Source organism: Streptomyces sp. NPDC050121 (assembly GCF_044460385.1).
GTDB lineage: Bacteria > Actinomycetota > Actinomycetes > Streptomycetales > Streptomycetaceae > Streptomyces > Streptomyces soliscabiei.
Window position 1 is genome coordinate 37,414 of record NZ_JBITJV010000014.1, and the last position, 15,870, is coordinate 53,283.

Genomic DNA, 15,870 nt, shown 5'->3' on the forward strand with positions numbered 1-15,870 from the left:
CTCCGGGATGGGCAGAGTTGGTCACTTGAGTCCGGATGTGGCGGTGCTGGTGATGAAGCCGCGCTGCAGGATCAGGAACAGGACCAGCGAGGGCACGATGTACAGGATGGCGCCCGCTCCGACGACGGTGTAGAGCCCGGTTCCGTGCTCGTTGACGTAACCGGTGGCCATCTTCACCGCGAGCGTGGTGCGGTCGTCGTCCAGCAGCAGGGCGGGGGAGATGTAGTCGCCCCAGCTCCAGCCGAAGGAGAGGACCAGGCTGGTGGCGATGACGGGCCAGGACTGCGGGAGGAAGATCCGCCAGAAGATGCGGATCTGTCCGCAGCCGTCGATGATCGCCGCCTCCTCCAGTTCCTTGGGCATGTTGGTGAAGAACTGCCGGAAGAGGAAGATCAGGTACGGTGCTCCGCACAGCCCCCACAGCACCCACGGCACATAGGTGTTGACCAGGCCGGCTTTGGCGAACAGCAGGTAGGTCGGGATGAGGGTGATGATCTGCGGAGTCATCATCGTGGACAGCATGAGCCCGAAGACGATCCGTTTGCCGGGCCCGCTCAGCCGGGCGAAGCCGTAGCCGGCCCAGGCAGAGGCCAGGGTGATCAGCACCGAGTAGATGCCGGCGATCGTCAGCGAGTTGCGGGCGTAGCCGAAGAAGTCGAAGAGGGTCAGGGCCAGGTGGAAGTTCTCCAGGGTCGGGTGGTGCGGCCACCAGTGGATGGGCACCGCGCGGAGTTCGGAGGGGTCCTTGAACGCGCTGATCAGGAGCCAGCCGAAGGGGCTGAGCATGAGCACCAGGATCGCGACCAGGAGCATGTAGACGACTTTGCGTCGGGCCAGGACCATCAGTTGTCTCCGATCGTCCGGGGCTTGGTCTGTGTCTGCTCGGGATCCACGGAGTAGAAGACCACGCTCCTGCTCACCTTGAAGACGAGGAAGGTGACGGCCATGACGAACGCGAAGAGCACCCACAGCAGCGCGGAGGCGTAGCCGTAGCGGCCGTTGGAGAAGTACTGCGTGAAGACGTTGATCATGATCAGCTGGTTGCTCTGGGGTACGGCCGTCACCCCCTTGGGTGAAGGATCGACCGCGATGAGGAGCGGCAGGAAACTCTGCAGCGTGGCGATGATCTGGGTGACCAGCTGGAAGAACAGCACGGGGGACAGGAGGGGCAGGGTGATCCGGGTGAAGGACTGCCACCAGCTCGCCCCGTCCACCCGCGCGGCGTCGAGCAGCTCCGCGGGGATGTCCTGGAGTCCCGCCAACGAGATGATCATGACGTTCCCGCAGCCCCACACGGTCAGCGTGATCAGCACCCAGCGGGCGTACGGATCCTGCAGCCAGGCGAGCCCGTTGACGTCGAGGATGTCCAGCAGGCCGTTGGCCGAACCCGAGTCACGGTCGAAGATCAGCTTGAAGGTGAGGGCGGCCCCGACCGGTGGCACCACAGCCGGCAGATAGACCAGCGTGCGGAACACGCCCCGGGCGCGGATCGGCTGGTTGAGCAGCACCGCGAGGAGCAGTCCCGCCGCGATCGTCAGCGGCACCGTGATCGCGGCGAACACACCGGTGCGGGCCAGCGACGCCAGTGTGTCCGGGTCGGAGAAGACCTCCCGGTAGTTGGCCAGTCCGACGAAGCGGGCGTTCGGGGACAGGCCGTCGGAGTTCGTGAAGCTCAGCCACAGCGCGTAGCCCAGCGGGAAGACCGTCATACCGAGGAAACCCAGCAACCAGGGGCCGGCGAACACGTAGAACGCCCCGGCCCGGCGGGCCCGCAGTGAGCGGGGACGGCGCGCTCGCGTCGAGCCGGGCCGGGCGAAGGCCGCCCGCATCGGCGAACGCGCCTCCGGTCCGGCGAGCTGATCGGTGCTCACCCCACCAGCTCCTTGCCCCGCGCGAGCTGTTCGTTGACCCGGGAGTTGAGCGTGTCGGCGATCTTCCCGGCCGATGCGCCGGCCTTGATCGCGTCCGGCAACACCTTGGTGAGCACCGCGTTGAGGGCGTCCACCTGGGCGTAAGGGCTGACGGGCAGCACCGAGAAGTAGGCCAGCTCCCGTTGCTGGACCGCGTAGGACTGCTTGTGGAACGCGGTGTCCTGTGGCATCTTCGAGCGCAGCGAGTTCAGGGAGGGGATGCCCCAGCCGGTGGTCGCGCGGTCCTGGGCGCTCTTGCTGCCGAAGTACCACTCGAAGTACTTCCAGGCGGCGTCCTTGTTCTTGGCCTCCTTGGGGATCCAGTAGCCGGTGCCGCTGAAGCAGGGGCTGATGCGGTGGCTGCCGAGCTGTGGTGCGGGGGCGAAGCGCGAGACCTCGGCGATCTTGGCGTCGCCGCCGATCGTCCCGCCGAACCAGTAGCCGTCGTTGGCCATCGCCATACGGTTGGCCTGGTAGGTGGGCCAGTCCCAGCCGTCCGGGTTGGGGTTGACGACGCTCGGGCCGATGTCGGCCTTCGCGTAGTCCAGGTACCACTGCAGTGCCTTGAGCGCTTCGGGTGAGGAGAAGTCCACCGTCGCCAGGTCCTCGGCGAACAGGCTCCCGCCGGCCGACGCGGCCATCCACATGACCTGGGTGAGGGGGCCGCCCAGAGGTGTGCCACTGAGGCCGTACACCTTCACCTTGCCGAGCCGGCGCTTGACCAGGCGCTTGCCGAGGTCCAGCCACTCGTCGCAGGACAACGGTTCGGTGTCGCTGGGGAGTTCCAGCTTGGCCGCCTCGAACATGTCGGTGCGGTACCAGAACATGCAGTCCTGCGAGTAGTCCTTGGCCATGCCGTAGCGGGGGCCGGTGCCCTGCTTCTTTGTCGTGCGGTCGTAGCGCCACACGTCGTTGGCCGGGGCGAGGTCGGAGGGCTTGAGCGCGTCGCTCTTGGCGAAGTACGAATCCAGGTCGGCCATCAGCCCGCGCGCGGCGAAGTAGGGCACGTCCGTCGCGCCGACGCCGCGGACCACGTCCGGCGGGTTCTTGCTGGCCAGCATGGCGTTGAGCTTGGTGACGTCGTACGTGACGATCTCGAGGTTCATGCCGAGGACCCGCTCGGCATTCTGCTTGTCCTTCTTGGTCCAGGGGGTGTCCATGACGGTGAGCGTGTCCTTGGCGCCCTTGGCGCCGTTCCCGGAGTCGACGGAGGCGGCACAACCGGGCAGGACGGCGGCGGAGAGAGCGGCGCCGGCGGAGGCGGCCAGGAAGCGGCGCCGGTCGAGGGAGCCTCTGGATGAAACGGGCATGACGGCGAAGCCTTTCTCGTACGGGGTGGATGCGGGGATGTGCGGGAGAGGGGTGCGGCCGCGCAGGAAGGCGCAAGGGGCGGGCAGGGAAAAGGAGCCTGGTGTGCACCCGGCCGTGGTGGACGGCTTTCGGGCAGGAACGCGGGCGGCACCGCCCGCACGGTGGGTGGCGAGCGTTGAGGGTCCGGTACTTCGGCCGTGCGGTGTCACGCCCCGAAACACCCACGTGTAGAAACCGGTTACAGAAAACTTCGGCGAACGCTAGGGCGGGCTCCTGGGCAGTGTCAAGAGGTTGGAACGCCCCGTATCCAAAGGTCCGACCGTAGGACGACGTCGTCGTCGCAAAGGGCTTGATGCAGCCCTCTTGACTCCCCAGGCGGGGCGGTGGCAGGTTTTTGTAACGCTACAAGAAACCGGTTGCTACACGTTTGCCACGCCTCGAACGAAACCGCCACGGGCGGGTGATGCCGCAGCACCCCTGCTCGCGCCCCGCGTCAGAACGCCCGCTCAGGCCCACCTCATCCAGATCCAGCAGGAGTACCCCTGTGCCCCACGCCACCGCGGTCATCAACCTCGACATCGAGGGCCCGACGATCAGCCGCCATCTCTACGGCCACTTCGCCGAGCATCTCGGCCGCTGCGTCTACGGCGGCTTCTGGGTCGGGGAGGACTCGCCGATACCCAACGAAGGAGGCATCCGGCTCGACGTCGTCCAGGCGCTGCGGGCCCTGAACATCCCCAACCTGCGCTGGCCGGGCGGCTGTTTCGCCGACGAGTACCACTGGAAGGACGGCATCGGGCCCCGCGACCGGCGGCCCCGTATGGTCAACACCCACTGGGGCGACGTCGAGGAGAACAACCACTTCGGCACCCACGAGTTCATGGCCCTGTGCGAACTCCTCGGCGCCGAGCCCTACATCAGCGGCAACGTCGGCTCCGGCACCGTCCAGGAGATGAGCGAGTGGGTCGAGTACCTCACCCGTGACGGCGACAGCCCCATGGCCAGGCTGCGCCGGGCCAACGGCCGCGACGAGCCGTGGCGGGTGAAGTTCTGGGGCATCGGCAACGAGACCTGGGGCTGCGGCGGCAACATGCGCGCCGAGTACTCCGCCGACCTGGCCCGCCAGTACGCCACGTACTGCCGTGACCACGGCGACAACAAGCTCTACCGCATCGCCTCGGGCGCCTCCGACGACGACTACAAGTGGACCGAGACGCTGATGCAGCAGATCAGCTGCTTCGGCTGCGAGGCCACCCCGAAGAACTTCTTCCAGGGCCTGTCCGTGCACTACTACACGATCGCCGGCCCCTGGGAGAGCAAGGGCAACGCCACCGACTTCGACACCGACGACTACTACCGGACCATGGTCGCCGCCCGCCGCATCGACACCATCCTCACCGGCCACTCAACCGTCATGGACATCTACGACCGTGGCCGTACGGTCGGCCTGGTCCTTGACGAGTGGGGCACCTGGTGGGACGTCGAGCCGGGCACCAACCCCGGGTTCCTGTTCCAGCAGAACTCGCTGCGCGACGCGCTGGTCGCCTCCACTCACTTCGACATCTTCCACAAGCACGCCGCACGCCTGCACATGGCCAACATCGCCCAGACCGTCAACGTCCTTCAGGCGATGCTCCTCACCGACGGCGACTCACTCGTACTGACCCCGACCTACCACGTCTTCGAGATGAACAAGGGCCACCAGGACGCCACCTCGCTCACCGTCCACCTGAGCGGAGACGACGCCCGACGCACCGTCGGCGACACGGAGCTGGAGACCCTGTCCGCCTCCGCCAGCGTCAAGGACGGGACGGTGCTCATCTCGCTGTCCAACCTCGACGCCGAGGAGAGCGCCGAGGTGACGCTCGACCTGCGGGGCCGCTCCATCGGCGAGCCGACCGCCCGCATCCTGACGGCCGACCGCCTCCAGGACCACAACACCCCCAGCACCCCGGAAGCCGTCAGCCCACGCCCCTTCGACGACCTCAAGAAGACCGACCGGGGGCTCGCCCTGACGCTGCCGCCCCACTCGTTCGTCACCGTCCGGGCCCCGCTGGGCTGACCCGACCCTCACTGTTCCCCGCCGGTTGGCCGGGTCGGCCGTGCACCGTGCCCCCCGACCTCCAGCGGTCTGTTCCCACCCCGCACCACCCTGACAAGGAGCCGCAGCACATGAGCACGAACCTGACCCGACGCAGAACCCTCCAGGCCGCCGGAGCCGCCGCCCTCGCCGCCGGCCTCTACTCCATGACCGCCGGGGCCGCCCGCGCCGAGGACACGGCGGCCGGCGCGGACAACTCCGCGCCCCGGCTGGTCACCTACCCGCGGCCGGCCCTCGTGGCGACCAACACCAGCTTCAAGGTGCGGGTGCGCACCGCCCCCGACGGCGAGTGGCAGACCCTCGACATCTACCTGGCGCGGGCGAAGCAGATCAACGCCACCACCGGCTCCGGTCCGGTCTTCCCTTCGTCGATGGTGTACTTCGACTTCCAGGGCTCCGTGGAGCTGGAGGTCACCTACCTCAAGGGCGGCACCACCAAGGCGCGGGTACGGCCGGACTCCCTCGGCATCACGCCCGAACTCCTCGGCGACACCCTGCGGTTCACCCTCGACGAGCCGAAGGACGTCGTCGTCCAGATCAACGACGAGGTCTTCGACTGCCTGCACGTCATCACCAACCACATCGACCCGAACCCGCCGGCCGCCGACGACCCGGACGTCATCTACTTCGGCCTCGGCCTGCACACGGTCGACGGCGGCATCCTCAACGTCCCCAGCGGCAAGACCGTCTACCTGGCGGGCGGCGCCGTCCTCAACGCGCAGGTCGACTTCACCGAAGTCGAGAAGGCCTCTCTCCGGGGCTCCGGCGTGGTGCAGCCCGTGAGCAGGGATATCGGCAGCGTCCACATCCACCACAGCAAGAACATCCGCGTCGAGGGCGTCATCCTGCTCGGGTGTGGCCTGGGCCATGGGATGTCCGAGAACACCATGATCAAGAAGGCCCGGGTGTTCACCTGGGGGCAGTGGGGCGACGGCTTCCCCGTCTACTGCTCGAAGAACGTCACCTTCGAAGGCTGCTTCGTGCGCAGCTCCGACGACAGCTTCTCCATCTACGCCCACCGCGACCAGTGGTACGGCGGCACCAGCGACGTCACCATCCAGAACACCACCATCTGGGCGGACGTCGCGCACCCGATCCAGGTCGGCACGCACGGCAACAGCGACACACCGGAGATGATCGAGAACCTCGTCATCAAGAACGTCGACATCCTCGACCACCGCGAGCCCCAGATGGACTACCAGGGCTGCATCTCCCTCAACGCCGGCGATTCCAACCTCATCAAGAACGTCCAGGTCGAGGACGTCCGCGTCGAGGACTTCCGCTGGGGCCAGCTGGTCAACATGCGGGTCATGTTCAACACGAAGTACAACACCTCGGCCGGCCGCGGCATCGAGGACGTCTACATCAAGAACCTCACCTACACCGGCACCCACGCCAACTCGTCGCTGCTCCTGGGCTACGACGCCGACCACGCCATCAAGAACGTCACCTTCGAGAACCTCGTGGTCAACGGGCTGGTCATCGCCGACTCGATGCGCAAGCCGCGCTGGTTCAAGACCACCGACATGGTGCAGTGGTACGCCAACGAGCACGTGATCAACCTCAAGTTCCTCACCACCGCCGAGGCCGCGGCCATCGCCGCCTCCTGATCGCCCTCGCGGGCCCTGGGCCCACGCCCCCTGTGCGGAGAGCAGGCCGCAACCGCCGGTGTTCGGCCTGCTCCGTCCCGACCACCCGGCACGCGGCGGGTCGTACGTGAGCGGGCCCAAGCCCACCACCATGCCAAGAGGAGCCGGAACCCCTATGACCGACCCGCTGACGACCTTCGGCCCGGGTGAGGGCCGCAGACCCCCGAGGGCCGCGTTCCGCTCGGACGCCCCCCGGCTGATCCTGGACGGCGACTGGAGGTTCCGGCTGTCGCCGTCCACCGCCGAGGCGCCGGCGGGCATCGAACGGCCGGACTTCGACGACTCCGGATGGGACGAGCTGCCCGTCCCCGCCCACTGGCAGTTGCACGGTCACGGTGCCCCGATCTACACGAACATCTCCTATCCCTTCCCCCTCGATCCCCCGTACGTCCCGGACGACAACCCCACCGGTGACTACCGCCGAGCCTTCGACCTTCCCGACGAGTGGAGCGATCTCGGAGCGGTCCTGCGCTTCGACGGGGTGGACTCCTGCTTCACCGCCTGGCTCAACGGGCAGGAACTGGGGTGGTCCACCGGCAGTCGGCTGCCCACCGAGTTCGACGTCACCGGGATCGCCCGTCCGGGCCGCAACGTCCTCGCGGTCCGCGTCCACCAGTGGTCTCCGGGCAGCTACCTGGAAGACCAGGACATGTGGTGGCTCTCCGGCATCTTCCGCTCGGTCACGCTTCTGGCCCGTCCGCTGGGAGCGCTCGACGACTTCTTCGTGCACGCCGACTTCGACCACACCACAGGTAGCGGCACCCTGCGCGTCGACACCTCCGCACCCGCCCGGCTGACCGTCGAGGAGCTCGGCCTGCGGGACGTCCCCGCCCAGGGGCCGTACGACCTCGCGGCGGTCGAGCCCTGGACGGCCGAGATTCCCCGGCTGTACGCAGGTGAGCTGCGGGCCGGGGGAGAGACGGTCCCCCTGCGCTTCGGCTTCCGCACCGTCGCCGTCGAGGACGGGCTGCTGAAGGTCAACGGCCGGCCCGTCCTGCTGCGGGGTGTCAACCGGCACGAATTCCACCCCGACCACGGGCGCGTTCTCGATGAGGCGACCATGCGCGAGGACATCGTGCTGATGAAGCGCCACAACATCAACGCGGTCCGCACCAGCCACTACCCACCGGACAGCCGGTTCCTGGAACTCTGCGACGAGTTGGGCCTGTGGGTGATGCTCGAGTGCGACCTGGAGACGCACGGCTTCTCCCTGATGGGCGACTGGCGCGGCAATCCCAGTGACGACCCGCGCTGGCGCGAGGCGTACGTGGACCGCATGGAGCGGACCGTCGAGCGGGACAAGAACCACCCCAGTGTCGTCATGTGGTCGCTGGGCAACGAGGCCGGTGACGGCTGCAATCTCCAGGCCATGGCGGAGCGGGCCAAGCGGCGCGACCCGGACCGGCCGCTGCACTACGAGCACGACTGGGGCAGTCGCTACACCGACGTGTACAGCCGTATGTACACCTCCCACGAGGAGCTCGATGCCATCGGCCGGCGCGCGGAGGAGCCGCTTGCCGACCCGGTCGCCGACGCGCGCCGGCGCCAGATGCCGGCCGTCGTCGTCGAGTACGCCCACGCCATGGGCAACGGTCCCGGCGGACTCACCGAATACCAGCGCCTGTTCGAGAAGTACGAACGGTGCATGGGCGGCTTCGTGTGGGAGTGGATCGACCACGGCCTGCGCCAGGACGGTCACTTCGCCTACGGCGGCGACTTCGGGGAGGAACTGCACGACGGCAACTTCGTCTGCGACGGCCTGGTGTTCCCCGACCGCACCCCCTCGCCGAGCCTGGCCGAGTACAAGAAGGTCGTGGAACCGGTCCGCATCACCATGGCACCGGACGGCATCGAGATCGCCAACCTCCACGATTTCCGAGACCTCTCCCATCTGGTCCTGACCTGGTGGTTGGAACACGACGGCGAGAAGACCGCCTCCGGCGACCTGCCGCTTCCGGCGGTTCCCGCGGGCAGCCCTCCGGTCCGGCTGCCGTACCCCACGGCGGACACCACCGGCATACTCACCGTCAGCGCCCTCCTCGCCGAGGACGAGCCCTGGGCCCCGGCCGGCCACGAGGTCGCCTGGGCCCAACGCATCCCCGAGCAGATTCCCGCGCGCCGGCCGACCCGCGGGTCCAGGCCGGACCCCGGCCTGTTCGACACCCGCACCGGCCGGCTGACCCGGCTCGGCAACCTGCCCGTCACCGGCCCACGACTCGACCTGTGGCGGGCGCCGATCGACAACGACCGGCTCGGCCACGATCCGGTGGCGGACACCTGGCGGCGCGTCGGCCTGGACCGTCTGCACCACCGCCTGCTCGGCATGGACACCGAGGCCGACACGGTGGTCGTACGCACCCGGGTCGCCCCCGCCGCCACCGACCTCGGCATGTACGCCACCTACCGCTGGCAGGACACCGGCGAGGGACTGCGCCTCACCACCGAGATCGAACCGGGCGAAGGCTGGCAGGACATCCCGCTGCCCAGGCTCGGACTGCGGATGGCCCTGCCCGCCTGGATCGACCACGTGACCTGGTACGGGCTGGGCCCCGGGGAGGCGTATCCGGACAGTCGCCGCGCCGCGCGCCTGGGCCGGCACAGCGGCACGGTCGACGCGCTGCAGACTCCGTACGTCTTCCCCCAGGAGAACGGCAGCCGGGCCGACGTCCGCTGGGCGGAGCTCACCGGCCCGCACGGCGGACTACGCGTCACCGGTGCTCCGACCTACCACCTGACCGCCCGCCGCTGGACCAGCGAGGACCTCGACACCGCCCGGCACACCGACGAACTCCGCCCCGGCGACGCCGTATACGTCAACATCGACCTCGCCCAGCACGGACTGGGGTCCGCCGCGTGCGGCCCCCGCGTCCTGCCGAACCACCAGCTGACCGCCCGGTCCGCCACCCTCAGCGTCACCTTGTCGGAGATCCCCGGCAGGTGATCACCGAGCCGCGTCCACCGGCCGGCTCACCCCCTCAGGCACCCCCCCACAGTCCGACCGAATCGACCTCACCCCGATCAGAGCCGTTCGGGCCCGTCCGATTGGAGTCGCACATCCCATGAGCCGCAACGATCGCCCCCCACATGGCCATGACACACCCCAACCCCTCCGTACCGAGCTGCTGAGCCGACGAGGCATCCTGCGCGCCGCCGGCGGAGTCGCTCTCGCCGGCGCGCTCGGCGCCGCCGCGATGCGGGCCGCCATCGCCGCGCCGTCCGTCTGGGCCCACCCCGGCGGGCTGCACAACGCGGGCGACATCAACCGCGCCAAGGTCAGAGTGGCCGCGGGTACCGACCCGTGGTACTCGGGCTGGCAGCGCCTGGTCGACAACTCCCACTCCGCGTCCACCTGGACGGCCAACCCCCAGTCCATCATCTACCGGGGAAGCGGGACCTCGAACAACTACCCGATCCTCTACAACGACATCGCCGCCGCCTACCAGAACGCACTGCAGGGCGTCGACCTGTACAGCTACGACAGCAGGAGGTTCTTCCAAGGGGCCCAGTACGTCGCCAAGTACAACATCGGCCAGGACGTGCCGTTCACCACCTACAGCTGGGGCAGCGGCCAGAACTGCGCGTACAACGAGCAGACCGTGATCGCCGAATCCGGCCGCGGGCAGATCCGTCCGGTGTGGGCGATGCTCCACTTCCACTACAAGGGACGCATGGGCTGGAGCGACGAGTACCTCTCGTCCATGTACTACGACTTCGTCGGAATCGAGGGCGGCGGCGGTGACTACGGCTCCACCAGCGGCGGCTACGACCACCTCGGCTTCGGCACCCTGATGTACGCCAAGTAGTCCCGGGCGGCCCCGCGCTCCCCCGCGGGGCCGCCCCGTCACACCGTTCACGCAACGCCACACCCACGCAGGAGTATCTCCGTGCCCGACGCCAACCGCCCTGCCGAGACGGTCGTGGAGGTGGACACCCGCGCCCCGGGCACGGCCATCTCGACCGACCTTTTCGGGGCGTTCTTCGAGGACCTCAACTACGCCGCGGACGGCGGCCTGTACGCCGAGCTGGTGCAGAACAGGTCCTTCGAGTACGGCCCGGCCGACCGGCCCGAGTGGCACTCCCTCACCTCCTGGGAGCTGCTGGAGCGGGACGGCGCCGCCGGATCACTCACGGTCGCCACCGACGACCCGCTGCACCCCGCCAACCCGCACTACGCGGTACTCACCAGCACCACCATCGAGGGTGCGGGCCTGCGCAACGAGGGGTTCGACGGCATCCCGGTCCGGGAAGGTGAGGCGTACGACGTCAGTCTCTTCGCCCGCCTGGCCGAGGGCACCGTCGGCCGGCTGGTCGCGCGGATCGAGAGCCGGGACGGCGAACGCGTCCACGGACAGGCGGAGTTGGGGCCGCTCGACGGCTCCTGGAGGCGCCGCACAGCGGTCATCACCTCCGAAGTCACCGACCCCGACGCCCGCCTCACCCTCACGGCGACCGGCCCCGGCACCGTCCACCTGGACCTGGTCTCACTCTTCCCGCAGAACACGTTCAAGGGCCGCCGGAACGGCCTGCGCGCCGACCTGGCGCAGGTCATCGCCGACCTGAAGCCCAAGTTCCTGCGCTTCCCCGGCGGTTGCCTCGCCCACGGACAAGGACTCGGCAACATGTACCGCTGGTCCGAGACCGTCGGACCGCTGCACGAGCGCCGGCAGCAGTTCAACATCTGGCATTACCACCAGTCGATGGGCCTCGGCTACTACGAGTACTTCCAGTTCTGCGAGGACATCGGCGCCAAGCCGGTGCCCATAGTCCCGGCCGGGGTCTGCTGCCAGAACAGCGAGGCGACCGGCCAAGCCGGCCTCCCCGATGAGGAGATGGACGCCTACATCGCCGAGGTGCTGGCGCTGGTGGAGTGGGCCAACGGCCCTGCCGACTCGCCCTGGGGCGCCCTGCGCGCCGCCGCCGGGCACTCCGAGCCGTTCGGCCTCGAATACCTGGGCGTCGGCAATGAGGACGCCATCACCGACACCTTCCGCGACCGCTTCTCCCGCATCCATGACGCCCTTCGCGAGCACCATCCCGAGATCACGGTCATCGGCACTCTCGGCCCGGCGACCTTCGGCGAGGACTGGGAGAAGGGCTGGGCGTTCGCCCGTGAGCGGAACCTCCCCGTCGTCGACGAGCACTCCTACAAATCGCCGCGCTGGCTCCTGGAGAACTCCCGCCGCTTCGATCGCCTGGACCGCGAGGGCCCGCACCTGTACATCGGCGAGTACGGCAGCTGGCGCAACGACGGCCGTGGCGCGCTCGCCGAGGCCCTCTACATGATCGCCATGGAGCGCAACGGCGATGTCGTCCGGATGGCCTCCTACGCTCCGCTCCTCGCCAAACGCGACCGCACCCAGTGGCTGCCCGACCTGATCTACTTCGACAACACCAACGTCTGGACCACTCTCAACTACCACGTCCAGCAGATGCACTCGCTGAACTCGGGCGACAGCGCGCTGCCCGTCACGGTCACCGGAGCGCCCGAAGCACCGGCTGTCCAGGTGAGCGACCGGCACGACATCCGCATCGGTACCGGATCCGACACTCGCGCCGAATTCACCGACGTCCTCTGCGGCCCGGTCGGCGGCGAGCTCGTACCGGCCCCAGACTTCCACAACTGGGATACGCAGGCGGGCACTTGGGGGATCAACGGTGCAACCGCGGCCGGGTCGGGCGCCGGTCCGCTGCTCACGGACGCGGTGCGGGGAACGTCGTACGCCTTCTCGGTGCGGGCGAGGAAGACGGGCGGCGCCGAGGGGTTCGTCCTGTGCTTCGCCGGGATGACGTCCGAGCGCCGGTACCGGTGGCGGCTCGGAGGCTGGGACAACCGGGCGACCTGGCTCCAGCGGGTGGACGACGGCGTGGAGGACGACCTCGGCGAGCGTGAGCTCGAAGGTGTGGAGAGCGGCCGTTGGTACGACCTGCGGGTGGAGGTGGACGGCCTGCGTGTGCGCTGCTTCCGCGACGGCGAGCTGCTCCACGACGTGGAGGACGTCCGGCCGGACCCGGAGGTGTTCGCCGTCTCTGCCGTCCGCGACAGCGCCGCTGGAGCGGTGATCATCAAGATCGTCAACACCACACCCGGACCTGTCACGGTCCGGCTCCGCCTGTCCGGCGCGGAGGGCACCACCGGCTACGACCGCACCACCCTCACCGTCTCCCCGGACGCCACCAGCCGATACGGGCCCGCCCCGGCCACCCCCGTGCACGACCGGCTGACCGGCCCGGTCTGCGCCGTGGCGGGGCACTCCTTCACCGTTCTGCGTACGGACACGCGGGTTAACATGCGACTGGGTGCCGAGACCGCAGACCAGGGGCGAGCGTGGTAACGATCCAGGACGTGGCGAAGGCGGCCGGAGTCTCGCCGATGACCGTCTCGAACGTCATCAACGACCATCCGAACGTCCGCCCGTCGACACGCGAGAAGGTCCTGGAGGCGATGGCCCGGCTCGACTACCGGGTCAACGTCGCCGCCCGCAACCTGCGCAAGGGCCGCACCGGGATCATCGGTCTCGCCGTCCCCGAGGTCAACAGTCCCTACTACGGACGGCTCGCGGCCGGCATCATCGCCGCTGCCGAGCGGCGCGGCCTCCGGGTCAGTATCGAGCAGACCGCTTCCCGGGAGAACGAGCTGGACGCGCTCTCCCTGTCCCGCAACCACCTGTACGACGGACTCATCCTCACCGCCGCCGGCATGAGCCAGGCCGACGCCGAGCGGCTCAAGGTGGAGCACCCGGTGGTTGTCCTCGGCGACCGGATCTTCGGCGGTCCCGTGGATCACGTCGCCATGCCCAACCTGGAAGCGGCCCGGGCGGCCACCGGCCATCTGATCGAGCGGGGCTGCCAGCGCATCGCGTTCCTGTGCGGGGCGCTGGAGGAGGTCGACACCTCCAGCTTCCGCCTCACCGGCTACCGGCAGGCGCTCGAGGGTGCGGGCCTTCCCGTGGACCGCGCCCTGATCCAGCAGGTGGGCAGGCTCGGGATGCGCGAAGGCGCGCAGCGCGCCCGGGAGATGGCGGAGAGCGGGCTCGACTTCGACGGAGTGTTCTGTGTGACCGACTCCCTGGCCATGGGCGTGCTGCGGGGCCTGACCGACGTCGGGATCCGGGTGCCCGACCAGGTGAAGGTGATCGGCTTCGACAACGTGTCGGAGAGCGAGTACTTCATCCCCTCCCTCTCCACCGTGGACCCGGACCACGACGGCATGGCCGAGCGCGCGATCGACCTCCTGGTTCGGCGCATCGAGCAGACCGGGCCCTTGAGGCGGCACCAGGACTTCGTCGGCGACTTCGCCCTGGTGGCCCGGGAGTCGACGGGAGGCTGAACCCGCCGCGCCGCACGAGCACGAACCACGAGCACGAACAAGGGAGAGCCCTGTGAACCCCGTGGCAGACGCGCCACTCTTCCGCGACCCGATATACGACGGCGCCGCCGACCCCACAGCCATCTGGAACCGCGAGACCGGCGAATGGTGGCTCGTCTACACCAACCGCCGTGCCACCGCCCCCGGCCCAGGCGTCTCCTGGGTCTACGGCACCGACCTGGGCGTGGCCGCATCCGCGGACGGCGGCCGAACCTGGACCTACCGGGGAACCCTCCCCGGCCTGGAGACCGAATGGGGCCGCAACACCTTCTGGGCCCCGGAGATCGTCTGGCACGACGGGCTGTACCACATGTACGTCAGCTACATCCGCGGCATCCGCGACGACTGGAACGGCGCCGCCTCCATCCGCCACTACACCAGCCCCGACTTGATCGGCTGGACCCATCACGGGGCCCTGGACCTCGGCTCCGACCGGGTCATCGACGCCTGCGTGTTCCCGCTGCCGGACGGCGGCTGGCGCATGTGGTTCAAGGACGACACCCACGGCTCGCTCACCTGCGCCGCCGACAGCCCCGACCTGTACCACTGGCGGCCCACCGGCCTCGCCGTCGGCCATCGCCCGCACGAGGGCCCCAACGTCTTCGAGCTCTGCGGGTCCTACTGGATGCTCGTCGACGAATGGCGCGGCCAGGGCGTGCTGAGGTCCGACGACCTGATCACCTGGGAACACCGGGGACTGATCCTCGACAAGCCCGGCAGCCGCCCCGACGACGGGACCATCGGCCTCCACGCCGACGTGGTCGTCCAGGGCGAGACGGCGTACGTCTTCTACTTCACCCACCCGGGGCGCGTCGCCCCTGTCACCGACGACGACGGCACCTTCGCCACCCGCCGTTCCTCCCTCCAGGTCGCCGCCGCACGGGTCGTCGACGGCACCCTGCGCTGCGACCGCGACGAGCCCGTACGGCTCGATCTGCTCGGTGAGCAGCCGCACTTCGGCGCTGCCGACGTCCTCGACGCCGACCTGTGAGACCAAGGCGTTGCAGCCACCAGCCCGGGTGCCGGAGCCGTAGGTGACACCCTTGATGTCGTTCCAGAACGCGCGCCCGGACCAGTCGCTGCAGCGGGCTCGACTGTCATGCGGGTGTCGTGTGAACCAGGCGTCCGTGGACAGGGAGTTCGCCAGGGGCCCGACCCGGTCGGGGCGGGAGCGCCAACAAGGTCTACGGCGCCCTGGGCGACTCCCTCATCGACGGCATGCGCCTGTGTCTCATCGTGTCGGCGGTGCTGGTGCTGATCGCGGCCGCGTGCGCGGTCGCCCTCCTGCGCCGTCCCCAGCAGGACGCAGCGGGGGCGGCGAAGGCCGCGGGCACGGAACAGTACGGCCGCCCGGCCGAGCCCGCCGAGAAGGCCCAGGCGGCGGACTCCGCTCAGCCCCTGGGGCAGCGGCACCGCTGACCTGGGGATGCGAGGAGCGGGGGGGGGGGGGGGGGGGGGGGGGGGGGGGGGGGGGGGGGGGGGGGGGGGGGGGCGGGCGGGGGCCCGCGGCCGGGGGGGGCGGGGGGGGGGGCG

At 69.3% G+C, this 15,870-nt stretch carries 11 protein-coding genes; 8 read left to right on the forward strand and 3 right to left on the reverse strand.

What is annotated here, in order from left to right; translation table 11 throughout:
• Nucleotides 1-21: 21 nt before the first annotated feature.
• The 3 genes from ACIBTS_RS22130 to ACIBTS_RS22140 are packed head-to-tail and all read right to left on the reverse strand — an operon-like array spanning nt 22 to nt 3,220.
• Nucleotides 22-843: a carbohydrate ABC transporter permease gene (locus ACIBTS_RS22130; protein WP_399321477.1), complete on the reverse strand. Its 822-nt coding sequence runs from the start codon at nt 841-843 to the stop codon at nt 22-24.
• A complete protein-coding gene (locus tag ACIBTS_RS22135) occupies nt 843-1,871 on the reverse strand; it encodes a carbohydrate ABC transporter permease (RefSeq protein WP_399321478.1) in 1,029 nt (342 codons plus the stop codon). Before ACIBTS_RS22135 ends, ACIBTS_RS22130 begins: the two co-directional genes overlap by 1 nt.
• Complete coding sequence (locus ACIBTS_RS22140; RefSeq protein WP_399321479.1) at nt 1,868-3,220, reverse strand: extracellular solute-binding protein; 1,353 nt, start codon at nt 3,218-3,220, stop codon at nt 1,868-1,870. Before ACIBTS_RS22140 ends, ACIBTS_RS22135 begins: the two co-directional genes overlap by 4 nt.
• Before the next feature lie 545 nt (nt 3,221-3,765).
• Between ACIBTS_RS22140 and ACIBTS_RS22145 the strand changes: the two genes are divergently transcribed.
• The 8 genes from ACIBTS_RS22145 (at nt 3,766) to ACIBTS_RS22180 (ending at nt 15,756) form a co-directional block, all read left to right on the forward strand.
• The gene (locus ACIBTS_RS22145; RefSeq protein WP_399321481.1) at nt 3,766-5,283 is read left to right on the forward strand and encodes an alpha-N-arabinofuranosidase; all 1,518 of its coding nucleotides are present in this window, start codon (nt 3,766-3,768) and stop codon (nt 5,281-5,283) included.
• Between the two features lie 110 nt (nt 5,284-5,393).
• Nucleotides 5,394-6,932 carry a glycosyl hydrolase family 28 protein gene (locus ACIBTS_RS22150; protein ID WP_399321482.1) on the forward strand — a complete coding sequence of 513 codons (1,539 nt, stop codon included), beginning with the start codon at nt 5,394-5,396 and terminating at the stop codon, nt 6,930-6,932.
• Between the two features lie 154 nt (nt 6,933-7,086).
• A complete protein-coding gene (locus ACIBTS_RS22155) occupies nt 7,087-9,912 on the forward strand; it encodes a glycoside hydrolase family 2 TIM barrel-domain containing protein (protein WP_399321484.1) in 2,826 nt (941 codons plus the stop codon).
• A 118-nt stretch (nt 9,913-10,030) separates the two neighbouring features.
• Nucleotides 10,031-10,774 (forward strand): hypothetical protein, encoded by a 744-nt coding sequence (locus tag ACIBTS_RS22160; protein ID WP_399321486.1) that lies wholly within the window; start codon nt 10,031-10,033, stop codon nt 10,772-10,774.
• A gap of 81 nt (nt 10,775-10,855) precedes the next feature.
• Entirely contained in the window at nt 10,856-13,303 is a 2,448-nt protein-coding gene (locus ACIBTS_RS22165) for an alpha-L-arabinofuranosidase C-terminal domain-containing protein (protein ID WP_399321488.1), read from the forward strand.
• Entirely contained in the window at nt 13,297-14,298 is a 1,002-nt protein-coding gene (locus tag ACIBTS_RS22170) for a LacI family DNA-binding transcriptional regulator (RefSeq protein WP_399321490.1), read from the forward strand. The genes ACIBTS_RS22165 and ACIBTS_RS22170 overlap by 7 nt, the downstream gene beginning before the upstream one ends.
• 52 nt (nt 14,299-14,350) lie before the next feature.
• Complete coding sequence (locus ACIBTS_RS22175) at nt 14,351-15,328, forward strand: glycosyl hydrolase (protein WP_399321491.1); 978 nt, start codon at nt 14,351-14,353, stop codon at nt 15,326-15,328.
• 227 nt (nt 15,329-15,555) lie between these two features.
• The gene (locus tag ACIBTS_RS22180) at nt 15,556-15,756 is read left to right on the forward strand and encodes a hypothetical protein (RefSeq protein WP_399321493.1); all 201 of its coding nucleotides are present in this window, start codon (nt 15,556-15,558) and stop codon (nt 15,754-15,756) included.
• Nucleotides 15,757-15,870 lie beyond the last annotated feature (114 nt).

Bases quoted from the DNA above. Each gene is read 5' to 3' on its own strand.
- ACIBTS_RS22150 (WP_399321482.1), top strand. From the start codon at position 5,394: ATGAGCACGAACCTGACCCGACGCAGAACCCTCCAGGCCGCCGGAGCC.
- ACIBTS_RS22160 (WP_399321486.1), top strand. From the start codon at position 10,031: ATGAGCCGCAACGATCGCCCCCCACATGGCCATGACACACCCCAACCC.
- ACIBTS_RS22180 (WP_399321493.1), top strand. From the start codon at position 15,556: ATGCGCCTGTGTCTCATCGTGTCGGCGGTGCTGGTGCTGATCGCGGCC.
- ACIBTS_RS22140 (WP_399321479.1), bottom strand. From the start codon at position 3,220: ATGCCCGTTTCATCCAGAGGCTCCCTCGACCGGCGCCGCTTCCTGGCC.
- ACIBTS_RS22155 (WP_399321484.1), top strand. From the start codon at position 7,087: ATGACCGACCCGCTGACGACCTTCGGCCCGGGTGAGGGCCGCAGACCC.
- ACIBTS_RS22130 (WP_399321477.1), bottom strand. From the start codon at position 843: ATGGTCCTGGCCCGACGCAAAGTCGTCTACATGCTCCTGGTCGCGATC.